The organism is Micromonospora rhizosphaerae (assembly GCF_900091465.1).
Classification (GTDB): Bacteria; Actinomycetota; Actinomycetes; order Mycobacteriales; family Micromonosporaceae; genus Micromonospora; species Micromonospora rhizosphaerae.
Genome location: NZ_FMHV01000002.1, coordinates 5,431,350 through 5,453,553 on the forward strand (window position 1 = coordinate 5,431,350; position 22,204 = coordinate 5,453,553).

The 22,204-nt window shown below is 69.5% G+C and carries 22 protein-coding genes; 9 read left to right on the plus strand and 13 right to left on the minus strand.

The genetic code is table 11. From position 1 onward, the window contains the following. Positions 1-47 precede the first annotated feature (47 nt). Positions 48-431 (plus strand): ArsR/SmtB family transcription factor, encoded by a 384-nt coding sequence (locus GA0070624_RS25520; RefSeq protein WP_091345408.1) that lies wholly within the window; start codon positions 48-50, stop codon positions 429-431. A gap of 47 nt (positions 432-478) precedes the next feature. Here GA0070624_RS25520 and GA0070624_RS25525 read toward each other — a convergent pair whose 3' ends face one another. Then, a complete protein-coding gene (locus GA0070624_RS25525; protein WP_091343912.1) occupies positions 479-1,597 on the minus strand; it encodes a flavin-containing monooxygenase in 1,119 nt (372 codons plus the stop codon). Between the two features lie 62 nt (positions 1,598-1,659). Here GA0070624_RS25525 and GA0070624_RS25530 point away from each other — a divergent pair, with 62 nt between their 5' ends. Then, positions 1,660-2,010, plus strand: coding sequence for an ArsR/SmtB family transcription factor (locus GA0070624_RS25530; protein ID WP_091349248.1), 351 nt, complete (start codon positions 1,660-1,662; stop codon positions 2,008-2,010). A 95-nt stretch (positions 2,011-2,105) separates the two neighbouring features. On the opposite strand, the gene GA0070624_RS25535 is transcribed toward GA0070624_RS25530, so the two are convergent. Next, positions 2,106-4,340 (minus strand): PEP/pyruvate-binding domain-containing protein, encoded by a 2,235-nt coding sequence (locus GA0070624_RS25535; protein WP_091343909.1) that lies wholly within the window; start codon positions 4,338-4,340, stop codon positions 2,106-2,108. A 48-nt stretch (positions 4,341-4,388) separates the two neighbouring features. On the opposite strand from GA0070624_RS25535, the gene GA0070624_RS25540 reads away from it, so the two are divergent. The 6 genes from GA0070624_RS25540 to GA0070624_RS25565 all read left to right on the plus strand — a co-directional run bounded on the left by GA0070624_RS25540 (position 4,389) and on the right by GA0070624_RS25565 (position 7,670). Beyond that, positions 4,389-4,772 (plus strand): PadR family transcriptional regulator, encoded by a 384-nt coding sequence (locus tag GA0070624_RS25540; RefSeq protein WP_425413522.1) that lies wholly within the window; start codon positions 4,389-4,391, stop codon positions 4,770-4,772. Continuing rightward, entirely contained in the window at positions 4,754-5,428 is a 675-nt protein-coding gene (locus GA0070624_RS25545; protein ID WP_091345410.1) for a permease prefix domain 1-containing protein, read from the plus strand. The genes GA0070624_RS25540 and GA0070624_RS25545 overlap by 19 nt, the downstream gene beginning before the upstream one ends. Before the next feature lie 99 nt (positions 5,429-5,527). Then, positions 5,528-6,229, plus strand: a complete 702-nt coding sequence (locus GA0070624_RS25550) for an arsenate reductase/protein-tyrosine-phosphatase family protein (protein WP_091345412.1) — start codon at positions 5,528-5,530, stop codon at positions 6,227-6,229. A gap of 108 nt (positions 6,230-6,337) precedes the next feature. Further along, entirely contained in the window at positions 6,338-7,084 is a 747-nt protein-coding gene (locus GA0070624_RS25555) for an aquaporin (RefSeq protein ID WP_091349782.1), read from the plus strand. Then, complete coding sequence (locus GA0070624_RS25560; RefSeq protein ID WP_091345414.1) at positions 7,081-7,269, plus strand: hypothetical protein; 189 nt, start codon at positions 7,081-7,083, stop codon at positions 7,267-7,269. Before GA0070624_RS25555 ends, GA0070624_RS25560 begins: the two co-directional genes overlap by 4 nt. Then, a complete protein-coding gene (locus tag GA0070624_RS25565) occupies positions 7,266-7,670 on the plus strand; it encodes an arsenate reductase ArsC (RefSeq protein ID WP_091345416.1) in 405 nt (134 codons plus the stop codon). The genes GA0070624_RS25560 and GA0070624_RS25565 overlap by 4 nt, the downstream gene beginning before the upstream one ends. Before the next feature lie 131 nt (positions 7,671-7,801). Here the strand turns inward: GA0070624_RS25565 and GA0070624_RS25570 are convergent, their stop codons facing one another. The 11 genes from GA0070624_RS25570 to GA0070624_RS25615 all read right to left on the minus strand — a co-directional run bounded on the left by GA0070624_RS25570 (position 7,802) and on the right by GA0070624_RS25615 (position 19,735). After that, on the minus strand, positions 7,802-9,763 hold the full coding sequence (locus GA0070624_RS25570; RefSeq protein WP_091345418.1) for a CBM35 domain-containing protein: 1,962 nt from the start codon (positions 9,761-9,763) through the stop codon (positions 7,802-7,804). A 713-nt stretch (positions 9,764-10,476) separates the two neighbouring features. Then, positions 10,477-11,232 (minus strand): SDR family NAD(P)-dependent oxidoreductase, encoded by a 756-nt coding sequence (locus GA0070624_RS25575; RefSeq protein WP_091345421.1) that lies wholly within the window; start codon positions 11,230-11,232, stop codon positions 10,477-10,479. Then, complete coding sequence (locus GA0070624_RS25580) at positions 11,225-12,583, minus strand: enolase C-terminal domain-like protein (protein ID WP_091345423.1); 1,359 nt, start codon at positions 12,581-12,583, stop codon at positions 11,225-11,227. Before GA0070624_RS25580 ends, GA0070624_RS25575 begins: the two co-directional genes overlap by 8 nt. Continuing rightward, on the minus strand, positions 12,583-13,413 hold the full coding sequence (locus tag GA0070624_RS25585) for a fumarylacetoacetate hydrolase family protein (RefSeq protein WP_425413558.1): 831 nt from the start codon (positions 13,411-13,413) through the stop codon (positions 12,583-12,585). Before GA0070624_RS25585 ends, GA0070624_RS25580 begins: the two co-directional genes overlap by 1 nt. Before the next feature lie 5 nt (positions 13,414-13,418). Continuing rightward, positions 13,419-14,267 carry an amidohydrolase family protein gene (locus GA0070624_RS25590; protein ID WP_245718983.1) on the minus strand — a complete coding sequence of 283 codons (849 nt, stop codon included), beginning with the start codon at positions 14,265-14,267 and terminating at the stop codon, positions 13,419-13,421. Further along, positions 14,264-15,241: an aldo/keto reductase gene (locus GA0070624_RS25595; RefSeq protein WP_091345429.1), complete on the minus strand. Its 978-nt coding sequence runs from the start codon at positions 15,239-15,241 to the stop codon at positions 14,264-14,266. The genes GA0070624_RS25590 and GA0070624_RS25595 overlap by 4 nt, the downstream gene beginning before the upstream one ends. Then, positions 15,238-15,747 (minus strand): hypothetical protein, encoded by a 510-nt coding sequence (locus tag GA0070624_RS36980; RefSeq protein ID WP_218105299.1) that lies wholly within the window; start codon positions 15,745-15,747, stop codon positions 15,238-15,240. Before GA0070624_RS36980 ends, GA0070624_RS25595 begins: the two co-directional genes overlap by 4 nt. Further along, entirely contained in the window at positions 15,662-15,910 is a 249-nt protein-coding gene (locus GA0070624_RS35365; RefSeq protein WP_218105443.1) for a hypothetical protein, read from the minus strand. Before GA0070624_RS35365 ends, GA0070624_RS36980 begins: the two co-directional genes overlap by 86 nt. A 186-nt stretch (positions 15,911-16,096) precedes the next feature. Further along, positions 16,097-17,758 carry a type 2 periplasmic-binding domain-containing protein gene (locus GA0070624_RS25605; protein ID WP_091349784.1) on the minus strand — a complete coding sequence of 554 codons (1,662 nt, stop codon included), beginning with the start codon at positions 17,756-17,758 and terminating at the stop codon, positions 16,097-16,099. 31 nt (positions 17,759-17,789) lie between these two features. After that, entirely contained in the window at positions 17,790-18,728 is a 939-nt protein-coding gene (locus GA0070624_RS25610) for a carbohydrate ABC transporter permease (protein ID WP_231929570.1), read from the minus strand. Beyond that, positions 18,725-19,735, minus strand: a complete 1,011-nt coding sequence (locus GA0070624_RS25615) for an ABC transporter permease (RefSeq protein WP_091349786.1) — start codon at positions 19,733-19,735, stop codon at positions 18,725-18,727. Before GA0070624_RS25615 ends, GA0070624_RS25610 begins: the two co-directional genes overlap by 4 nt. A 355-nt stretch (positions 19,736-20,090) precedes the next feature. Between GA0070624_RS25615 and GA0070624_RS25620 the strand changes: the two genes are divergently transcribed. Beyond that, a complete protein-coding gene (locus tag GA0070624_RS25620; RefSeq protein ID WP_091345431.1) occupies positions 20,091-22,184 on the plus strand; it encodes an alpha-galactosidase in 2,094 nt (697 codons plus the stop codon). The last annotated feature ends 20 nt before the right edge of the window (positions 22,185-22,204 follow it).

A 22,204-nucleotide genomic window follows, 5' to 3' on the forward strand; every position in this document is an offset into this window, starting at 1 on the left:
CGAATCAGAGAGTTGCACGTTGATTAGAGGGATGTCAACCTAGAGGCATGTCAAAGCAAGAGGCACCCCTCGCCGTCATCGATCTCAACGCCGACGCGCCGTGCTGCCCACCGCTGGCGCAGCGCCGGGTCCCGGCCGAGACGGCCGCGGTGCTCGCGCCCGCGTTCAAGGCGCTCGGCGACCCGGTACGGCTGCAGTTGATGTCGATGATCGCCTCCGCCGAGGGCGGGGAGGCGTGCGTGTGCGACCTGACGCCGGCGTTCGACCTGACCGGGCCGACGATCTCGCACCACCTCAAGACGCTGCGCGAAGCGGGCCTGGTGGATGCCGATCGGCGGGGCACGTGGGTCTACTACCGCGCCCGCCCGGGAATCCTGCGCCAGCTCGCCGCCCTGCTGTCGGTCGAGCCCGCCCCCTCGTCGCAGGCGTAAGCCGCCGGGCAAACCCCGTGCCTACCAGCGCCGATCGCGAAACGCGATCAGCGTTGAGCGCCGGATCCCAAGTGCGAGGCGACGTCCGCCTTCCGCTGCCGGCGCTGGCGAGGCCGTCTGGACACATGAGCGGCGAGGGCAGTCATGACGTGCGCGGCGTCGCGACCGACGCCGCGCAGGGTGTTCGAAGCGAAGGATCGCTGGAACTCCAACCCGAGATAGACCAGCCCCGGGTGGGTGGTGGAGATCCCGCCCACCTGCCGGGGCGCGCCATGGTCGAGGGCGCCGAGGGGCTTGAGGTAGGCAACGTCCGGGCGGTAGCCGGTGGCGAAGATGACCGCGTCGACCGGCTCGGGCGTGCCGTCGGCCCAGCTGACGCCGTCAGGGGTGAAGGCGGTGAACATGTCCCGCCGGGAGAGCAGCCCGGAGGCGAGGGCGTCGCGGTAGACGCCGGTGTCGAGCACGGTGGCGTGTCGGACAAGACGGGTAAGGACCCGGCGTGGCAGGCGGTCCGCGCCGGTGACCCGCAGCCAGTGGTGGAGGTCCCGCCCGCCGAGGCGTTGGGGCAGGAAGCGCACGGGTTCCCGGGTGGCGAGCGTGACCCGTGCGTGGGCCGCGATCTCGTAGGCGACCTGGACGGCGGAGTTGCCGGCGCCAACGACGACCACTCGCTTGCCCGCGTACGCCTCCGGCTGGCGGTAGTGGGCGACGTGCCGGAGATCCCCGGCATAGTCGTCCTGGCCGGGGAGTGTCGGCAGGTACGGGTTGCCGAAGGATCCGCTGGCGGCGACGACGCCGACCGCGCCCAGCTCGTCGCCGGCGTCGGTGTGGACGAGGTATCCCCCGTCGCGGCGAGGGCGCACGGCGGTGACGCGGCTGCGGGTGCGGATGTCGACGTCCACGGTCTGCGCGTACCGGCGCAGGTACGCCGTGACCTCGTCGCGGCGGGGGTAGCGGTCCGGGTCGCCGTCGAAGGGCATGCCGGGCAGGGCGCTGTAACGCGCAGGCGAGAAGAGGGTGAGGCTGTCGTAGTAGTCGGGCCAGGAGCCGACGGGCTCGCTGCCCGCCTCCAGGACGACGGGCCGCAGGCCCGCGGTCAGGGCGGCTCGGGCGGCGGCGAGGCCTGACTGGCCACCGCCGATGATGATCACTGGCTCGGATGTCATGGGACGATCATATCGTCGTTTTGTTGAATGACAATATGATGATGGTGGGGGAAGGTAGGGCCATGAGCGACGCCACAGCCGGACAGCCCATAGGGGCATCCCCGCCCGCGCGCGCGGGCGGAGTCCCGGTGGGCCTGGCGCCGCAGACGCAGGAGTTCCTCAAGGCCCTGGGCAGCCCCACCAGGCAGCGGATCATGATGCTGTTCGCGCAGGGCGCTGAGCTGTCGGTGGGCGAGGTGGCCGAGCGGACGGGCATCAGCCAGGCCACGGCGTCGCAGCAGTTGACGCTGCTGCGACGCGGGCGGGTGGTCACCTCCCGTCGCGACGGGAAGACCGTGTACTACCGGGCCGATCGGGGCGGTGCGCTCGCCGCCCTCGCCGAGCTGCAGTCTTACCTGGCGACCTGCTGCTGACCAGCTCGCCCACCGGCGACCCGGCGTTTTAGCGCCGTCCACCCGGAAGCTGCGCAGTCCCCCGACCCGCATAACGAACCTGCAGGCATGACAGGTTAGGTGTGGAGTGTGATGGTGCCGGCTGTTCCGTCGACGGTTACGAGCTGCCCGGGGCGCAGTCGTTGGGTGGCGTCGCCGGTGCCGACGACGGCGGGGATGCCGTACTCACGGGCCACCAGGGAGGCGTGTGCGGCTAGGGTGCCGCCGTCGGTGACCACTGCGGCGGCGCGCGAGAACAACGGCGTCCATGCCGGGGCGGTGGCCTTCGCGACGAGCACTTGACCATCGGCGAAGCCGTCGAAGTCCTCCGGTCCGTGCACGATGGCGACTTCGCCGGTGGCTCGGCCGGCCGAGGCGGGATGCCCGACGATGGCGCCCTCGGCGGTCTCCGTGGTGCCACGGGCCTGTTGCACCGCGCGTTCGATGACGTCGCCGATCAGTCGCGCGGGACGGCCGAGGGTCAACGGCGCGGTCAGGCGGCGTTGGCGCTGCCAGAGCGCGCGCCGCTCTGCGGCCTTGGCGCTGAGCTGTCCGGGGTCGCCGGCGATCGCCGTGGTCATTTCGTCGCGGTTGCAGAAGTGGATGTCGTCGGGCTGCTCGATCGCCCCCAGGTCGGCCAGGTGCCGCCCGAGGCGGGCGGTGCAGGCCCGCAGGACGGGCCAGGCGAGGGTGAACTCGCGCGCCTGCTCCTCGCGGATGACGGCGTAGCGCTGGTTGACCTTTAGCAGCCGGTCGAAGTCAGCCAGCAGCCGCGGGCGGTCGGCCAGCGCCGCTCGGCAGCGTTGTTCGGCAACCACGCGCTGTTCGGCTAGTGAGCGGTAGCGGTCGCCGGCTCGGGGTGGTTGGCCGGTGGCTAGTTCTCCGGCGACCGGGTGATACCAATCGATGCTCTGTACGGCGTGCGCGCCGGGCACCGGCTGGGCGCCGGGGAGTCCGCGCAGCAGCACCTGCGCGCCGCCCTCATCGTCGGGTAGCACGTCGATGAGATGCCGGCGGACGAAGCGAGTCAGGCAGGCTTCCATCTTCCACGCCGACCCGCCGACGATCGCCAGATACCAGAGGTAGATCCCGGCTTCTTGCCCGAGTGCGTCGACGAGCTCGGCCAGTCGCCGCGGTGATGCCGTGTCGACCTGCGCCTCTGCGGTGGCCACAACGCGTCGATAGCCGGGCAGTTGTTGTTCACGCCAGGTCCGCTCCAGTTCGGACAGCACGACGCGGTCGGCGGCATCCGGGTCATAGCTGACCCGGATCAACGCGTTGAGCAGGATCTTGACCGCCCGAGTGCGGCCCTGCCACAGCACGCCGGCCAACAGTTTCGATGACGGGATCGGCGTGGCGTTGTAGTACCAGCCGTTGACCAGCGCGTACCGGAACGGCACTCGCACCCCGACGCTGCCGTACATCCCATCGAGATACCCGTCCTCGAGCACCGGCAGCAGCCAGCTGGCAAACAGCGGAGTGACCGCCTCGGGGAGCCATTCCCCGAGCCGGAAGTTGCGCATCCACAACCCCGGCCCCGGCGCCGTCCACGACACCGGCTCCGGCACCGCGGTCATCGGCCGGGCCTGCAGCAGCCACAGCTGGCCCGCCCGGTCGATGGCCCACTCCACGTCCTGCGGGCGGCCGTCGTACCGGTCGGCGATCCGGCACGACAGCTCCGCGACCGCGTCGGCCTGGCCGTCGGCGAGGACCCGTCCACCGCCGGGGCCGGACCGGGTCATCGCGGTGCGGCTCGCGGTGACCGTCCACTCTTCGCCGGTCGTCTCACCCGACACCAGCGGATCCCCCAACCCCGCGACGGCGGCCACTATCGTCTGATCGCGGTCGCCGGTGACCGGATGCGCGGTGAAGGCCACCCCGGCCGCAACTGGGTCCACCATCACCTGCACTAGCACCGCCATCGCCGCCGTCGCCCCGCCGTGGCGCTGGTGGTAGGCGGTGACCCGCTCGCTGCCGGCCGCGGCGAAGCATCGCCGCACCGCCTCACCCAGCCCGTCGGCCGGCACGTTCAGGTACGTCTCGTACAGGCCGGCGTAGGAGGCATCCGGTAGATCCTCGGCCGCTCCCGACGAACGCACCGCGAACCGGTTCCCGCCCAAGCCCTCGACGCCGGCCGCAAGCCGTCCATCCAACTGCGGGTCGTCGAGGGCTGCGGCGGTGACCACGATGCCGGGCGGCACCGGGAACCCGGCCGCGGTCAGGTCCGCCAGCACGGCCGCCTTCCCACCGATGACCGCCCGGTCGACCGGGCTCGCCTGCGCCAGGTCCACGACCGTCAGGTTGGAGTCCATCACCCACCACCATATGTAGCATTGCAAAGTATTGTGACGCTACAGTAGATGCGCTGGGACACAACCGGCAAGAAGGAGCCACAGGTGTTGCCGATGCGACCGGAACTACTCAAGGGCCATCTCGACGCGTTGCTGCTCGCGGTCCTGGAACCCGGGCCACAGCACGGCTACGCCGTCATCGAAGCCCTGCGAGCCAGCAGCGACGGGGCACTGGACCTGCCGACCGGCACCGTCTACCCGGCGCTGCACCGCCTCGAACGCGCAGGCCTGATCGCCAGCGACTGGCAGACCGTCGGCGGCCGCCGCCGCCGTGCCTACCACCTCACCCCCGCCGGCCACGCCGCGCTCGGTGAGCAGCGGGCAGTCTGGGACCACTTCTCCACCGCCGTCACCGCCGTCTTGGGTAGGCGGGCATGGCCAGCGACCGCCTGACCGCCCGAGCCGGCGAGGCACGCCTGGAGGCATACCTGAGCGACCTCGCCGCGCGGCTGCATGGACCGCGCCGGCGCCGTGAGCAGATCCTCGCCGAGCTGCGCGACGGGCTCGAGAACGCCATCAGCGACCACACCACCGCCGGCCTACCCGAAGACGACGCGGTCACCGCCGCGATCACCCAGTTCGGCACCCCACAAGCGGTCGCCGACGCCTTCGCCGGGGAACTAGCCACCGCCTATGCCCGACGCACCATCGCCTGGTACATCGCCACCGGACCCCTCGTGGGCATCTGGTGGCTCCTGCTACTACAGCCCCACCCCTGGCGCACCGGCCTCATCGCCCTGCTGGCCGCGATCCCCGCCATCCCACTGATCATCATCGCGATCGCCACCGCCGCCGGAACCATCGCCACCACCGGACGTCTCATGCGCTGGCTACCCGAAGCCAGCCCCCGAAACGCACTCGCCGCCACCATCGCCATCGCCGCCCTCGCGCTCGCCGGGGACATCACGGTGATCGCGGCCTACGTCCGGTCAGACAATCCGGGGCAGTCACTCGCCGTCTTCGCCATCGCCGCCAGCCTCACTCGCATCGCCTGCAGCCTGGTCACGATGCGCCACGCCACAGCCATCCCCACCTCGCCGCGCTCCTGACCGTCGAACCCACCCGCCGGCTGAGCCCGCCAAGCACCCCCAGGCACTGTCCGTACTCCCATTTGACGAACGGCATATCGCTCAGCGATAGTTGACTCAATGAACGCTGAGCTTGCTTCTCTTTCGGGGCGCGCCCGGATCCACGCCGCGCTCGGCGACCCGGCGCGCCTGGCGATCGTGGACGCGCTCACCCTGGGCGACGCCTCCCCCGGGGAGATCGCCCACGACCTGGGCATGCCGACCAACCTGGTCGCCCATCACGTCAAGGTCCTCACCGAGGCCGGCCTGGTCGTTCGCGGCCGGTCCGAGGGCGACCGCCGCCGCACCTACCTGCGGCTGCGGCCCGAGGCCCTAGCCACGCTGACCCCGCCGCCGCTGGCCGGGGTGGGCCGGGTGGTGTTCGTGTGCACCCGCAACTCCGCCCGCTCGCAGCTCGCCGCCGCCCTCTGGTCCAACCGCACGCACACTGCGGCGGCGTCGGCCGGCACGAAGCCCGCCCGGCAGGTTCATCCTCGCGCCGTCGCGGTTGCCCAACGGCACGGCCTCGACCTGATTTCGACCGGCACCGCGCACGTTGCGGACATCGTACGCGACGACGACCTGCTGATCGCTGTTTGCGACAACGCCCACGAGGAACTCACCGGGCCGGTCCGGCCCCGGCTGCACTGGTCGGTGCCCGATCCGGTCCGCGTCGACACCGACGCGGCGTTCGAGGCCGCGTTCGCCGACCTCGCCGCCCGCGTCGACCGCGTCGCCCCCGTCATCACCCCCGCCATGAGTTCGGGAGACGGCCGTGAGTGACATGAACCCCTTACGTGCGCGAATACCCAGCTGAACGTCCCGTCAGCCGGTAAACCGACCTGAGCGGCTCCGCAGCCACAGCACAACACCATGGGAGAGAACAGACTGATGACCATCGCACTCCGGCGGCGCCTGCTGGCCGAGTTCATCGGCACGGCCCTGCTGGTCGCCGCCGTCGTGGGCTCCGGCATCATGGCCGCCACGCTCTCCCCCGGCGACGTCGGGCTCCAGCTGCTGGAGAACTCGATCGCCACCGCGCTCGCGCTCGGCGCGCTGATTCTGATCTTCGGCCCGGTCTCCGGCGCCCACTTCAACCCCGTTGTCTCGGCCGCCGACTGGTTCCTCGGCCGCCGCGCCGGCACCGGTCTCACCGCCAGGGACCTCAGCGGCTACGTCGTCGCCCAGATCGCCGGCGCGATCGGCGGGTCGATGCTGACGAACCTGATGTTCGATCTATCCGCCGTGACCTGGTCGAGCAAGGACCGGGCCGCCGGGCATCTCTGGCTCGGTGAGGTCGTCGCCACCACCGGCCTGATCCTGCTGATCTTCGCTCTCGCCCGCTCCGGCCGCGCCCCGGTCGCCCCCGCCGCAGTCGGCGCGTACATCGGCGCGGCGTACTGGTTCACCTCGTCGACCTCGTTCGCCAACCCCGCGGTGACCATCGGCCGGGCTTTCACCGACACCTTCGCCGGCATCGCCCCCGCCTCCGTCCCCGGCTTCGTCGTCGCCCAGGTGGTCGGACTGGCCGTCGGCGTCGGCCTGCTCGCCGCGCTCTACCCCGACGCCGGGCAGGCCGCCGACCAGGTCGTCGTTCCCTCCGACGAGCGTGACCCGGCCCTGGACCGCCGCCCATGACCGTCCCCGGCCCTGAGCACGGTGAAGCGGACAAGCCTTACCGCAACCTGCTCAACCCGCCGCGTCCCGCCGGCCGCTACCGGCTGCTCGACCGCAACAGCGACCCCCACCGGTCCCTGCCTGTGCCGCGCCCCGAGGCGCCAGTGAACGGGCCCTACGACCTGTACTCCAAGGAAGGCACCTGATGTCCAAGCCCAGCGTCCTGTTCGTCTGCGTCCACAACGCCGGCCGCTCCCAAATGGCCGCCGGCTGGCTTCGCCACCTCGCCGGCGACACCGTCGAGGTCCGCTCCGCCGGCTCCGAGCCCGCCGACCAGATCAACCCCGTCGCCGTCGAGGCCATGTGCGAGATCGGGATCGACATCACGGCCAACAAGCCGAAGATCCTCGACTACGCCACTGCCGAGGCCTCCGACGTCATCATCACGATGGGCTGCGGCGACGTCTGCCCCGCGTTCCCGGGCAGGCGGTACGAGGACTGGAAGCTCGAAGACCCCGCCGGCAAGGGCATCGAGGCCGTCCGCCCGATCCGCGACGAGATCCGCAGCCGGGTGGAGAAGCTGCTCGCCGAGCTGCGCCCCGCCTGAGCCCACCCCGCGCGCCGCCCCCGGTCACCAGCGGCGGGCAGCGCGAGCCCGACTCATCCACGTCCAGCCAGACCAACATGGCACGGGGGCTGGAGCGGCGGTGCCGCTCCAGCCCCCGTGACGAGCCGTGTCTACCGTACGGTCAGCGGCACCTCGATCTTGTCGATGTCGGGTGAGTAGACGGGGGTCGTGCTGTCGATCTCGATCGTGTTGGCGCCGACATGCAGTTGCATGGCTACGGTCAGCGTGGCCGGGATGTCCCAACCACCACTCGGTGGGAAGGCCAGGGTGACCGCGTTCTGGCCGTTGGCCGAGATGGTCGCCGAGCGCGGATCGTTCGTGGTGTAGCGGATGTTCACCTGGTAGGTGCCGGTCTTCGGCACGGTGACGCCATTGATGCGCAGTGCGCCGCCGTTGTAGAGGTTGCCAGCCTTCGCGCCGCCGGAGCAGTTGGCGCAGCCGGCGACCGAGGCGCCGCGTACGAGGGTGTTCGTGCTGGCCTCCGCCTCGTAGCTGGCCATCTTGACGGCTCCGTCCTTGGGCGTGACCTTGAACAGGCGGGAGCCGTGCGACGGCAGGGTCGCGGAGATGCTGCCGTCGTAGCCGCCGAGCTCCTTGTGCTGCCACAGGTCGCGCACGGCGGCCTTGCCGCCGAAGCCGAAGCTGCTCCAGTTCGCGGTCACCTGTGCCGGGAAGCTGCCCATGTTGAACAGCGCGATCGTGTACGTGCCGTCGACGTTCTTCATGCCCCAGACCTGCGCGGAGCCGGTGGGCGTCACCGGGCGGGCCGGGATGCCCTGCTGGTCGACCGCGATCACCTCGCGGTTCGTGAGCAGGGAGAGGCCGTAGGCATCGAGCTTGGTGAGGTCGTCACCGGCGTAGAGCGGGGCCGCCGAGATCGCCCACAGCGTCATGTAGCTTTGCCGCTCGTCCTCGGTGAGGCCGTCCATCTCGCCGTTGCCGACGTTGAGCGAGTCGAGGTTGTTCCAGCCGCCGGGGCCGGCCCAGGGCGTCCAGCCGGGTACGTCGTCCCACCGGATCTTGACGGAGTTGTTCCAGGTGACCAGGGTGTCGCAGTAGCACTCCACATCGGTGTCGATCCGCCAGCCGTTCGAGTACCGCTTCCAGTCGGCGGCGTAGTTGCGGTCCAGCGACCAGGACAGGAGAAACTCAATCGGGCGTCCGGTCTTGGCGATGGCCGCCTGCCAGGCGGCGACGTCGGGGATGTTGTTGTAGTTCTCGCCGCCGCGGAAGGAGCCTGGGCCGACGCCGTCGAACTTGAGGAAGTCGTAGCCCCAGTCGGCGATCAGCTGTGCCTGCGAGTCGATGTACTTCTGGGCGCAGGGCTTCGAGAAATCGATCTTGTACGCGCCGTCCCAACCATTCGTCGTACGCAGGTCCGGGTAGACGATGTCGGCGGTGGTGCAGCCCGAAGCGTTCCAGATCGGCACCGCGCCGTTGCCGTACACGGGCTTGTTCAGCCCGACGGTGAGGTAGATGCCGGCCTTGAGGCCCTTGGCGTGGATGGCGTCGGCCACGTACTTCATGCCGTGCGGGAACCGCTCGGGCGAGGCGATCTCACGCGCGTACCCGTCGAAGTTGAGCGCCCAGTCGTAGTTGGTGGACCAGCCGGCATCGATGTTGACGTACTCGTAGCCGTAGGGCTTGAGCTTGGTGGCGAGTGCGTCGACCTGCTGGAGGACGTTGGCCTCGTTCAGAAAGCTCGCGTTGCCGTTGGGGTTGACCCCGGGGTACTTGGTGGCCTGCAGGCTCCAGCTGCTCCACCCCATGTAGGGGCGGTCCGCGACGCCCTGCGCGGCCGCCGCGGCTGCCGCCTTCTGCGCGGCCGCACGGTCGGCGGGCGACGGGTCCTTCGTGGTGACACCGGACGTCGCGCCGCCCGGCGCGGGGCTCGGCTTCGGACCGGGTACGGCAGCCTGCGTCTTCGGGCCGGGTGCGACAGCCTGCGCGGGGATGGCGCCCGCACCGAGGGCCAAGGTGAGGGTGGCGGCAATTGCCACGCCGGTGCGGACTCGGCTCTCGCGTCGGGCGTGGGGTTCAACACGCTGCGCGATGGTAGGTAACGGTGACATCACAGTCACACCTCCTGGTTGGGGGAAGCCGGGGGTGGTGCCTGTTGCGATATGGCTGGCCGGGGGCCGGATTGACGCCGGTGGGTCAGGGAACGACGGCCGACCGAATCCTCACGGCAGCCCACTCCTCGCGGGGCAGCGGGCGGATGGACAGCGGGCAATCGGCGGTGGCGCCGAACGCTTGGCCGTGAACACCGCCGTTGCCGCTGGGGGCCGCGGCGAGCGGACCCGCGCCGGACTCGGGATACATAGAGGAAACCTAAAATCAATAATTAACTTCGTCAAGCATTGATTTTCCCAAGGCCCACGCTCGGCGCCGGCTTCGGGCCGCCCAACTGCGCTCCGGGGCACTGCCCGTCCCGCTGCGGATCGTCGGCCTGGCCAGCGACCCCGACTGACCAAGCGCACGGCAATCAGCGTTGGTCGTCACTGTCGAGTTCGACGCATACGTCGAAGCAGGACCGGAGGACGATGTCGGGCGTCTCCGCGCCGCGTCCCGGGTACCGGTCGTTTTCCGTTGGCGCGCCAGACATCGAGGCCGAACTGCACGACCGGGAACGGACCCAGCGCCGTCGGTCGCGCCGCGTGGTCGAACCGCTCGTCGAGTGTGGCCGGACGGGCTCTGCCGCCGGTGGCGGCTTAGGTCGATCTGTGCCCCCGCGTCCATCGACCTCCACCCGCACCGTGGTAGTCACCCCACCCGCCTTCGCCGGTCAGGTCGCGCGCGCCGGCAGGCGCAGGCCCGACATGCCCCCGTCGACGGCGAGAGACGTGCCCGTCACCGCCCCAGCCATCGGCGACGCCAGATACACCACAGCCTCCGCCACCTCCTGCGCGGTGACCAGGCGGCCGGTGGGCTGGCGAGCGGCAAGCTGACGCTTCTCGGCCTGCGGATCGGCAGCGTTGGCCAGCAGCCGGGTCACCCACGGCGTGTCCACCGTGCCGGGTGCGACGCAGTTGACCCGGATTCCCTCGCCGACCAGGTCGGCGGCCATGGAAAGAGTCAGCGCGTGTACCGCGCCCTTCGATGCCGAGTACAGCGCCCGCTTCGGCAGGCCGGCGCTGGCCGCGATCGAGGAGATGTTGACGATTGCGGCCGCCCGGGATCGGCGCAGGTACGGCAGCGTGACAGCGGTGGTCCGGGCGACTCCGGTCACGTTCACGTCCAGGACGCGTGCCCATTGCGCGTCATCGTTCTCCTCGACCTCGCCGACGGCGGAGATCCCTGCGTTGTTGACCAGGATGTCCACCCCACCGAACGTGTGCGCGACCGACGCCATCGCCGCGGTGAGCGAGGCGCGGTCAGCCACATCGGCCCGTACCCCGTGGACGCGCGGATCCTCGAGTGCTCCCGTCGGATCGAGGTCGAGCACCCCCACCCGGGCGCCGGCAGCGTGGAAGGCTTCCACACAGGCGCGCCCGATCCCCGAGACGCCACCGGTCACCACTGCCACCAGACCGTCAAACATCAAGAGTGCTCTCTCTTTCACATCCGCCCGGTGCGGTTGGCGTCAGGGACGCCCATGCCGGGCCGTCGGGGTAGGAGTAGGTGGCGATGCTGTCCTGGCGCATCTCCGCCGAAAAGCCGGGCTGGGCCGGCGCGACGTAGTGGCCGTTGCGGACGATCGCCGGGGCGAGGAAGTGCTCGTGCAGGTGGTCGACGAACTCGAGGACCCGGTTCTCGGTCGTTCCCGACACGGCCACGAAGTCGAACATCGACAGGTGTTGGACGAGTTCGCACAGGCCGACGCCGCCGGCGTGCGGGCACACCGGCACGCCGTACTTCGCGGCCAGCAGCAGGATCGCGACGTTCTCGTTGACGCCACCGACCCGGCACGCGTCGATCTGCACGAAGTCGACTGCGCCCGCCTGCAGCAGCTGTTTGAACACGATCCGGTTCTGCACGTGTTCACCGGTCGCGACCCGGATCGGCCGGCCCTCGGGCGCCGCGGTGGCCAGGGCGGCGCGGATCGCGGCGTGGGCAAGCACATCGTCGGGGCTGGTGGGCTCCTCGATCCACCACGGGTCGTACGGGGCCAGCGCCGTCATCCACTCGACTGCCACGTCGACGTCCCAACGCTGGTTGGCGTCGACCGCGATCCGGACACCCGGGCCGACCGCCTCGCGAGCGGTCCGGAAGCGGTGGACGTCGTCGGACAGATCAGCGCCGACCTTGAGCTTGATCTGGGTGAACCCGTCGGCCACGGCCTGCTTCGCCAGCCGGGCCAGCTTCTCGTCGTCGTACCCGAGCCAGCCCGGTGAGGTGGTGTAGGCGGGGTAGCCGCGGGCCAGCAACGTTGCGATCCGCCCGGCCCGGCCCGGCTCGGCGGCCCGCAGGATCCGCAACGCCTCCTCAGGGGTGAGCGCGTCGGTGAGGTAGCGCCAGTCGACGAGGTCGACGATCTGCTCGGGGGTGAGGTCGGCGAGATAGCGCCAGACAGGTTTGCCGGCGCGTTTGGCAACCAGGTCCCACATCGCGTTGATGAGCGCCGCGGCCGCGAGGTGTACCAACCCCTTCTCCGGTCCGAGCCAGCGTAGTTGCGAGTCGTGGGTGAGTGTGCGGGCGAATGCGCCGAGGTCGATGGCGTCGGGATCGACGCCGACTACGAATGGGGCGAGCGCCTCGATCGCCACGCGGCAGATGTCGTTGCCGCGGCCGATGGTGAAGGTGAACCCGTGCCCGTCGGGCCCGTCGTCGGTGCGCAGGACGACGTAGGCGGCCGAGTAGTCCGGGTCGGGGTTCATCGCGTCGGAGCCGTCCAGCTCGCGCGACGTCGGAAACCGTACGTCGAAGGTGTCGACGGCGACGATCACGGCCATCAGGCGCTCCAGAGGAGCGAACGCTGCCGGCCCAAACCGTCGATTTCGACCTCCATCACGTCACCCGGCACCAGGTACGGGAATCGGCCCGAGAGCGCCACACCCTGCGGCGTGCCGGTGTTGATGAGGTCCCCCGGATCCAAAACGGAGTACTGGGACAGGTGCCACACCAGGTACGCCACGTCGAAGATCATGTCTTTGGTGGAGGAGTCCTGCCGAATGTCGTCGTTGACCCAGGAGCGCAGCCGCAGCGCCTGCGGGTCGATGATCTCGTCGGGCGTCACCAGCCACGGCCCGAGCGGCTGGAAGGTCTCGCACGACTTCCCCTTCGACCACTGCCCGCCCGACTGCGCGAGCTGGAAGTCCCGCTCCGACACGTCGTTGGACAGCACGAAACCGGCGACGTGGGCCATCGCCTCCTCCGGAGAGGACAGATAGCGGGCACGCTGGCCGATCACCACGCCCAACTCGACCTCCCAGTCGGTCTTCACAGATCCGCGCGGGATCAGCACGTCGTCGAACGGGCCGACCACCGTGTTCGGGGCCTTGTAGAAGATGATCGGCGTGGTGGGCGGTTGCGCGCCGGACTCGGCCGCGTGGGCGGCGTAGTTCTGGCCGACGCAGAGGATCACGCCGGGACGCGCGATCGGTGCCCCGATCCGCTGTCCCGCGATGTCGATCTCGGGCAGGCCGGTCGCATCGCCTACCCGCCGCAGCCCGTCGGAGGCGAAGAACGCCGGGTCGAGATCGGCGGTCACCGACGACAGATCGAAGTGGCGGCCGTCGGCGTACAGAACGGGCTTCTCCTCCCCCACCGGTCCAACCCGCATGAGCTTCAAGAGCCAACCTCCAGACGATAGGTACGGATCGCGGTGCCGGCCGCGACGGCGGCCCGCTCGCCCGCCGACAGCTCGCTCAGGCAGCTGCCGATCGCCTCCAGGGCAGCGGGATACGAGGCGACGAGCTCGCAGACCGGCCAGTCGGAGCCGACCATGAGCCGCTCGGGACCGAACAGGTCCAGCGCGGTGTCGACGTACGGCCGGATGGTGGAGACGGTCCACCCGGGGCCGGTCTCGGTCAGCAGACCGGACAGCTTCGCCACGACGTTGTCACAGGCGGCCAGTCCCGCCACGGCCGCGCACCACTCGGCGAACCCCTCGGCTCCCGCGCCGACGCGTGGCTTGCCGAGGTGGTCGAGCACGAAGATTGTGCCCGGGGTGGCGCGCGCCGCCGCGGCGCTGGCGGCCAACTGCCCGACCTGGACCACCAGATCATAGGTCAACCCCGCTGCGCCGATGGTGGCCAGCGCCGACCGCACGTCCGCGCGGGCTAGGAACGCCGGGTCGTCGACGCCCTGCACCTGGTCGCGGATACCGACGAGTTTCACTGCGCCGGGCAGGTCGCGGTAGCCGGCCAAGGTGGCGGGCAGGTCCGGATCGGTGAGGGACGCCCAAGCGACCACACCCGCGATGTGCGGAGTGGCGGCGGCCAGGGCGAGGAACTCGGCGGTTTCGGCGGCGTCGCAGCGGCCCGCCTCGACCAGCACGCCAGCCGTGACGCCTGCCGCGGCCAGCCGGGGCGTGAGGTCGGCGACCGTGTAGTCGCGCCGGATCGCCCCCAGGCCCGGCGCGGCGAGCCACGGGTAATCGGCGGTCCACAAGTGGTGGTGCGCATCGACGATCACGGGGTGGGAACCTCCTCCGGCAGCAGCCCGTCCTTCTTCAGATCGGCCCACATCGCGCCCGGGATCTCCCATTCGAACATTTCCATGTTGTCGGTGATCTGCTCCGGATCCCGGGCTCCGACCACGACGCCGGCGATGGCCGGATGGCCGAGCGGGAACTGGATCGCCGCCGCTCGCAGTGGCACCCCGTGCCGCTCGCACACCGTCCGGATCGCCAGCGCCCGATCGATCAGGCTCCGCTCTGCGGGGACGTAGTCGTAGTGGGCACCCAGCTTCGGGTCGGCGAGCACGCCCGAGTTGTACACCCCCGCCGCGAGAACCGACATGCCTTTCTCCAGGCACAGCGGCAACAGCTCGGTCGATCCGGATTGATCCAGCAGCGTGTAGCGCCCGGCGAGCATGAAACAGTCGAAGTCGCCGGCCCGAGCGAAGTCGACCAGCAACTCCGCCTGATTCATGCCTGCGCTGACCGCGCCGATGTCGCCCCGCGCACGCAACTCGGCCAGCGCCGGGTAGGCCCCGCTCACCGCCTCGTCGAAATGGTGGTCCGGGTCGTGGATGTGCGCGATGTCGACTCGGTCCAGGCCCAGCCGCTGGAGGCTCTCCGCGTGCGAGCGCAGCACCCCGTCGTACGAGAAGTCGAAGACCGGACTGAGATCGCTCGACTCCGCCCAGAACTCCTGCTCCGGCGCACCGCCCGGCACGAGCAACCGACCGACCTTGGTCGACAGCGTGAACTCCTCGCGCGGCTTGCCCGACAGCACCGCACCGGCCCGGCGCTCGGAAAGGCCGCAGCCGTAGAGCGGGGCGGTGTCGAAGTAGCGCAGCCCGAGGTTCCAGGCCGCCTCGACCGTGGCCCGGGCAATCTCGTCGCCGACGGGTGTGAACAGCCCGCCGATCGGCGCGAGTCCGAAGCCGAGCCGGGTCACCTCCACCTCGGTACGCCCCAGCCGGACCCGTTCCGTCGCCTTCACGCGCCCTCCTCTGAACTGTGGATCACCCGTGGGAATCGCGTCGTCACGCGACTCTCCTGTCCTCGATCGCGTCCCGGTCCCAGTCGATGCCGAGCCCTGGGCCGGTTGGAGCGAGAGCGTGGCCGTCGGCGACGGCGATCTCGGACCGGGTTACCGCCCGCAGCTTGCCCACCTTCAGCTTGACGCCCGGCCAACCGGCCGCCTGGGACGCCTTCGCCCCGGCGACCAGCTCCTCGGTGCTGAACTGCAGCCAGCCGCCCTCGGTGTCGTAGAGCCGGATGCGTCCCTGGCTCCGCCGGCCAACACCCACAGGGCAGGCCGGCGGCCTTGGCGCGCAGGTCCCACAGTGCGGTGTCGACAGCGTCCAGGGCCAATGAGGTGATCGCGCCGACGGCGGTGGCGCGGGTGCTGGCGTAGAGATCACGCCAAACCGCCTCGACCCGGGCCGCGTCCAGGCCGATCAGACGGGGCACCAGGTGGTCGCGCAGGAGCGCGAGCACGGCCACCGGTCCCGGTGGTGTACGAGTAGCCGGTACCCTGCCGGCCGTCGGCCGTGCGGACCTCGACGAAAACCGTCTCCCGCTTGACGAACGCCTGCACCGCATCGGTACGGATCGTCTCGACGGCGATATCGACCAGGTACGCCTCGGCCTGCACGATCGTGGACATCACCGCCACGTCAGGTGCTCCGCGTCGGCGAGATCCACGCGAATGCGGGGCAGCGCAGTGAGCTTCATAACGGGTCCCCTCAAGGGATCCTCACCGGGGTGAGGAGTGCTCTCACCCAGCGGGCCGTCGCCGACCGCAGCGGCCTGAGCCTGCTCTGCGGCCGGCGCCGACCGGCTGGGCGCAGTATCACTTGCCGTTCTTGTACCTGTCGTAGGCCTGCTGGTAGAGCTCCAGGTACCGCTTCAGGCCGACGCCGTCGAGACCCGAGACCCAGGTGTCCCAGTCGGTGTCGATGTTCTTCGACCCCGTGATGAAGGCCAGCTGACCCTGGGTGACATAGCTGTCGAGGTTGGTCTTCAGGGTCGCCAGCTCGGCGCTGACGCTCGGGTCCCCCCAGACCGAGGCCTCCGGGAAGACCTGCGCCTTGTCCTCGTGGCCCTCGTACAGCTTCGTCGCCTGGAACAGCCGCCGCTCGTACCCCGTGTCGGAGTAGATGTCCTGCGGCACGACCTGCGCATTGCGGAAGGCAAGGGTGTTGTTGTACTGCGCCAGCGCCGCCCACCGGACGTTCTTCGGGACGCTCGCGTCAGGCAACGGCTTGTACATCGGCGTGGTGTTCGGGTCGAGCGCGACGTCGCCGGGGCCGGGCTTCTTCCAGGCGACCCCCTCGGGTCCGCCCCACGTCTGGAGCTGGCCTTCGTCGGTGTAGATGTAGTCGAGCATCTTGATCGCGGCGATCCGCGCCTCGTTGCTCGACTTGTTGGTCAGCATGAAGGTGTACCCGGTCGAGGTCGGGTAGTTGTATCCGGTGTAGCTCTTGCCATCGGGGCCGGTCAGCGGCGGCGCGGCGTCGTACTGCTTGTCCCGGCCGTCCTTGGAGCCCGGCGAGACGAAAATGTAGGGATGCAGCAAGGGCGAGGAGCCGATCTGGACGGCCGCGGGGTTGTTGCCGGTCGCCTGTAGCGCCTCGGCGTTCTGGGTGAACGAGGCCGGGTCGATCAGGCCTTCCTTGTACAGGGAGTTGATGTACTTCAGACCCTCGCGCCAGTTGGGCTTGTTGACCGGCGTCTCCACCTTGTCCCCGTTGAGTTCCAGCAGCGACCGGACGCCGTTGTTCGCGCCGACCGGATCGTAGGCGAACGCGCCCATCAGGTACGCGATCAGGGCACCGTCCTGGGTGTCGGTGGTCATCGGGATCTCGTCGGCCTTGCCGTTGCCGTTCGGGTCCCGCGTCTTGAATGCTCGCAGGACGGCGCGCAGCTCCTCGGTCGTCTTCGGCATCTGCAGGTTCAGCTTCTTCAGCCAGGTGCTGTTGATCCACAGCTTGTCCGGGTACGTGCAGTGGAAGCAGTCGGCCCACTGCGGCAACGCGTAGATGTGCCCGTCGGGCGCGGTCGACATCGCCTTGAGCGTCTGGTTGGAGTCCAGCGCCTTCTGGATGTTCGGCGCGTTCTCCTTGATCAGGTCCTCCAGCGGCACCGCGGCGCCCTGCTTGCCCAGCTTCTGGACCTCGGCCTTGGTGAACCCGTCGACCCACGGGATCAGGAAGAACATGTCCGGGTAGTCGCCGCTGGCGAGCGCGACCTGGCGCTTCTCCTTGGCTGGGCCGGCGTCGTAGGTGGTGGTCTGCCATCGGAACTGGATCTTGAACTTGTCACTCATGTTCTTCGTGACCGGGTTCGTGTCCAGGTTCGTGTCCGCGTCGGCCGGCGAGAACACATCGATGACGACCTTATCCCCGGCCATCTCGGCCTTGGGGGCGTCGTCCTTGTTGCCGGAGCTACATCCCGCCACCGCCAGTGCCATGGCGATGGTGAGTGCAATGCCTTTTCTCCTGACGGAGCGCATCTTCATAATCCCTTCCAATCGTGAGTTACTGCTAACCCTTGACGGCGCCGACCAGCACGCCCTTGGTGAAGTGGCGGGCGATGAACGGGTAGATGATCAGTACGGGCAGGCTCGAGACGACGATGAGGGCGTACTTCAGGACGTTGGCGAGCTGTTGCTGTTCGAGCTGCTGCGCCAGGTCCCCGGCGCCGGGTCTGACCGTGGTGAGGAGCATGTTCCGGAGCACGATCTGCAGGGGATACAGATCGGGATCCTTGAGGTAGATCAGGGCGTCGAAGTAGGAGTTCCACTGGTAGATCGTGTACATCAGTGCGAGGACGGCCAGCAGCGGCTTCGACAGCGGCAGCACCACCGACCTGAGGAACCGCAGCTCGCTCGCCCCGTCCAGCGTCGCCGCCTCATAGAGCTCGTCCGGAATCGAGTGGGCGAAGAAGGTGCGCGCGATGATCACCTGCCAGACGCCGATCGCGTTGGGGATCAGCAGCGCCCAGCGGGTGTTCAGCATGCCGAGGTCCTGGACCACCATGTACGTCGGGATCAGGCCGCCCGAGAACAGCATGGTGAAGATCAGGGCGGTCATCAGCACGTTGCGCCCGAAGAACGCCTTGCGCGACAACGGGTAGGCGATGGCCACGGTCAGCGTGACGCTGATCAGGGTGCCGGCGACGGCGTAGATCAGCGAGTTGTAGTACGCCTGCAGGACCTGCGGGTTGCTCAGGGCGACCCGGTAGGCGCGCACCGAGAACTCGACCGGCCAGAACGTCACCCGGCCTGCGCTGACTGCGGGGGCGCTGCTGAACGAGCTGGCGACGATGTAGATCAACGGCAGCAGCACCAGCGCCAGCAGCACGGCAAGCATGAGCGTGACGACGACCAGGAACACGCGGTCGCCGAACGGCTCACGGATCTTCTGCGTGGCCGCCGGCTTGCGCCGCAGCCTGGACAGCCTCGATGTCGTCAGCGTGCTCATCGCCATAGTCCGTTCCCGGTGATCCGCTTGGCGGCGAAGTTGACCAGCAGCAGCAGGCAGAGGTTGACCACCGAGTTGAACAGGCCGATGGCGGTCGCCATGCTGAAGTCCGCGTTGATCAGGCCGGTCTTGTACACGTAGGTCGGGATGATCTCCGACTGCGCCAGGTTCAGATCGTTCTGCAGTAGGTAGGCCTTCTCGAACCCGATCGCCATCATGTTCCCCACGCCGAGGATCAGGACGATCACCGCGGTGGGCATGATTCCCGGCAGGTCGATGTGCCGGATCCGCTGCAGCCGGCTGGCGCCGTCGATCTTGGCCGACTCATGCAGCGCCGGATCGATGCCGGCGAGCGCGGCCATGTAGATGACGGCCGAGTAGCCCGTGGTCTGCCAGACGTCGGACCAGACATAGATGTGCCGGAAGTAGTTCGGGTCGCCGACGAAGTTGATGGGCTCGGCCCCGAACAGCCCGAGCCCGTCATTCACGATGCCGAGCCGTGGCGACAGGACGAGGATCGTCATCGAGACCACCACGACGGTGGAGATAAAGTACGGCGCGTAGGTGACCATCTGCACCGTGCGCTTGAACCAGCCGTTGCCGATCTCGTTCAGCGCGATGGCCAGCATGATCGGGATCGGGAAGCTCGCCAGCACCAGGTAGAACGCCAGGATGAAGGTGTTCTTCAGCAGCGTGCCGAAGACCGGGTTGCTGAAGAACAGCTCGAAGTTCTTGAACCCGACCCAGTCGCCGCCCCAGGGCCCCGCGACGACGTTGTAGTCCTTGAACGCGATGACGGCGAAGCTGATCGGGATGTACTTGAAGATGACGAAGTACGCCACCGGCACGATCACCAGCAGGTACAGCTGCCAGTGCAGGCGCCAGGACCGCTTCGCCTCGGACCAGCGGCTACGTCGGCGCGCGGGCGCGTTCCCGCGCCGGGAGGACCGGACCCGCGGCCGGGTCGCGCCATCAGGCGGACTCGGGCGCGGCGTGGTGATCGTCATCAGGCCACCCACAGGTCGTCGGTGGCGTCGAGGTGCCTGCCGCCGGGCCGGCCGGGACTGCGTGACGGTGACCTCACAGTCACACCTCCTACTGATGGGTGGGGGTGATGCCGATTGCGATGTGGCCGGCCGGCGGCCGGGTTGACGAGGGTGGGGCCAAGGATCGACAAGCGACTGAAGACTCACCGCGGACTCCGGTGGGGGTCGGGGTTGCGGCTGGACCGGTGGCGGTCCGGGGAAACATGGCCGAAACGTAGGCTCAATATTTAACTTCGTCAAGTATTGATTTAGGCCGACGTCAGTCCTACTCTCGGCGGCACTCATCTGCCCGTCGCCCACCACCGCCGAGGACTTGATGCCCCCTGTGCTGTTCGACCCCGATCACCGCCTGTGGCTGTTGTGCGGCCCGACCACCGCATACGCCATCCGGCTCGCCGAGGACGACAGCCTGCGACATGTCCACTGGGGAGCGATGCTGACGCTGGCCGAGGCGGTGAAGGTTGCCGAGCGCACTTCCCCGGCAGCGAGCAGTTTCGAGGCGTTGGCCGCGGTGGACGAGCTGGCGGTGGAGGGTGGCGCCCGCTTCGGACCGCCCAGCCTGCTCGTGCGCTTCGCCGACGGCACCCGCGGCGTCCAGTGGCGGTACGCCGGCCACGACGTCGACGGCGGCCACCTGCGCATCCGACTGCACGACCGGCACTACCCGCTGGCCCTCACCCTGCACTACCGGGTGTCCGCCGACAGCGACGTGATCGAGCGGTGGACGACCCTCGAGAACCACGACGACCGCACCCCGATCACGGTGCTGCGCTGCGACTCCGCTGCCTGGGCGGCACCGCACCGGACGGACTACCGGGTGAGTCACCTCGTCGGCGGCTGGAACAGCGAGTTCCAGCTCCGACGCACCGACGTCGCCGTGGCCGAGACGGTCTTCACCAGCCGGCGCGGGCTGACCAGCCACCACGCCAATCCCTGGCTGGCCGTCGACGACGGCACCGCAGGCGAGGAGCACGGCGAGGTGTGGAGCACCGCGCTGGCCTGGAGCGGCAGCTGGCGAATCACCTTGCACCGGGACCCGGTCGGCCGCACGACCTGGACGGGCGGCTTCGGCCATGAGGGCCTGACCTGGTCGCTGGACCCCGGCGAGGCGCTGGACACCCCGGTGTTCGCCGGCCTCTACACGGCGGGCGGCTTCGGGGCCGCCAGCCGTGCCTGGCACGGGTACGTGTGCCGGCATGTGCTGTCCCACCCGAACGAGACGCGACCCGTGCTCTACAACTCGTGGGAGGCGACCGGGTTCGACGTGGACGAGGCCGGCCAGATGGCCCTGGCGGAGCGCGCCGCGAGCCTCGGCATCGAGCTGTTCGTGATGGACGACGGCTGGTTCGGTGCCCGCACCGGCGACCACGTGGGCCTCGGCGACTGGGTGCCCAACCGGGTCCGATTTCCCAACGGGCTGCGCCCGCTCGCAGCGGAGGTGCGGCGGCTCGGCATGCGCTTCGGCCTGTGGGTGGAACCGGAGATGGTCAACCCGGACAGCGACCTCTACCGGGCGCACCCAGACTGGGTGCTGCACATGACCAACCGTGACCGCACCGAGCTGCGCAACCAGCTGGTACTCAACCTCGCCCGGCCGGACACGGCCGGGTGGACCCACGCCTGGCTCGACCGGCTGGTGGCCGAACACGACATCGACTTCCTGAAGTGGGACGCCAACCGGGCGTTCACCGAGGCCGGGTGGCCCGGGCACGACGATCCCGACCGGCTGTGGATCGAGCACACGCGCGCGGTCTACCGGATCATGGACCGGCTGCGGGCCGACCACCCGGGCCTGCGCATCGAGGCGTGCGCCGGCGGTGGAGGGCGGGCCGACCTGGGCATCCTCTCCCGTACCGACCAGGTGTGGACGTCGGACAACACGGACCCGGCCGACCGGATCAACATCCAGCACGGCTTCAGCCAGCTCTACCCGGCCCAGGTCATGGGCGCCTGGGTCACCGACAGCCCGAACCCAGCCACCGCCCGGGAGACCCCGCTGCGGTTCCGGTTCCACGTCGCCATGGCCGGCGTTCTGGGCATCGGCGGCGACCTCACCGCATGGACCGAGGACGAGCTCAAGGAGGCCGTCGAGCTGATCGCCGCGTACAAGCGCATCCGGCCGGTCGTTCAGCACGGTACGGCGTACCGGCTGCGCGGTGACGGCACGCTGACCGCGGTGCAGTATGCCCATGGCGACGAGCACGTGGTACTCGCCTGGTGCCCGACCCGCCCGTACGGCCACGCAACCGCCCCGTTGCCGCTGGCCGCGGTGCGGCCCGAGGCGGTGTACCGGGACACCGACACGGGGGCGACGTACCAGGGTGCGATGTTGCTCCGTTCCGGCCTACCCCTGAACCTGCCGTCAGGCGACCACGCCAGCGCGCTCGTCCACCTGCGGCCGTTGGGCTGAGTCAGAGGTCGAGGCCAGAT

Coding starts and splice junctions, on each gene's coding strand:
- GA0070624_RS25575 (WP_091345421.1), bottom strand. CDS start 11,232: ATGTTTGACGGTCTGGTGGCAGTGGTGACCGGTGGCGTCTCGGGGATC.
- GA0070624_RS35365 (WP_218105443.1), bottom strand. CDS start 15,910: ATGTCCACGATCGTGCAGGCCGAGGCGTACCTGGTCGATATCGCCGTC.
- GA0070624_RS25560 (WP_091345414.1), top strand. CDS start 7,081: ATGACCGTCCCCGGCCCTGAGCACGGTGAAGCGGACAAGCCTTACCGC.
- GA0070624_RS25535 (WP_091343909.1), bottom strand. CDS start 4,340: ATGGACTCCAACCTGACGGTCGTGGACCTGGCGCAGGCGAGCCCGGTC.
- GA0070624_RS25610 (WP_231929570.1), bottom strand. CDS start 18,728: ATGAGCACGCTGACGACATCGAGGCTGTCCAGGCTGCGGCGCAAGCCG.
- GA0070624_RS25525 (WP_091343912.1), bottom strand. CDS start 1,597: ATGACATCCGAGCCAGTGATCATCATCGGCGGTGGCCAGTCAGGCCTC.
- GA0070624_RS25555 (WP_091349782.1), top strand. CDS start 6,338: ATGACCATCGCACTCCGGCGGCGCCTGCTGGCCGAGTTCATCGGCACG.
- GA0070624_RS25545 (WP_091345410.1), top strand. CDS start 4,754: ATGGCCAGCGACCGCCTGACCGCCCGAGCCGGCGAGGCACGCCTGGAG.
- GA0070624_RS25580 (WP_091345423.1), bottom strand. CDS start 12,583: ATGGCCGTGATCGTCGCCGTCGACACCTTCGACGTACGGTTTCCGACG.
- GA0070624_RS25615 (WP_091349786.1), bottom strand. CDS start 19,735: ATGACGATCACCACGCCGCGCCCGAGTCCGCCTGATGGCGCGACCCGG.
- GA0070624_RS25605 (WP_091349784.1), bottom strand. CDS start 17,758: ATGCGCTCCGTCAGGAGAAAAGGCATTGCACTCACCATCGCCATGGCA.
- GA0070624_RS25585 (WP_425413558.1), bottom strand. CDS start 13,413: ATGCGGGTTGGACCGGTGGGGGAGGAGAAGCCCGTTCTGTACGCCGAC.
- GA0070624_RS25540 (WP_425413522.1), top strand. CDS start 4,389: ATGCGCTGGGACACAACCGGCAAGAAGGAGCCACAGGTGTTGCCGATG.
- GA0070624_RS25620 (WP_091345431.1), top strand. CDS start 20,091: ATGCCCCCTGTGCTGTTCGACCCCGATCACCGCCTGTGGCTGTTGTGC.
- GA0070624_RS25570 (WP_091345418.1), bottom strand. CDS start 9,763: ATGTCACCGTTACCTACCATCGCGCAGCGTGTTGAACCCCACGCCCGA.
- GA0070624_RS25520 (WP_091345408.1), top strand. CDS start 48: ATGTCAAAGCAAGAGGCACCCCTCGCCGTCATCGATCTCAACGCCGAC.
- GA0070624_RS25530 (WP_091349248.1), top strand. CDS start 1,660: ATGAGCGACGCCACAGCCGGACAGCCCATAGGGGCATCCCCGCCCGCG.
- GA0070624_RS25550 (WP_091345412.1), top strand. CDS start 5,528: ATGAACGCTGAGCTTGCTTCTCTTTCGGGGCGCGCCCGGATCCACGCC.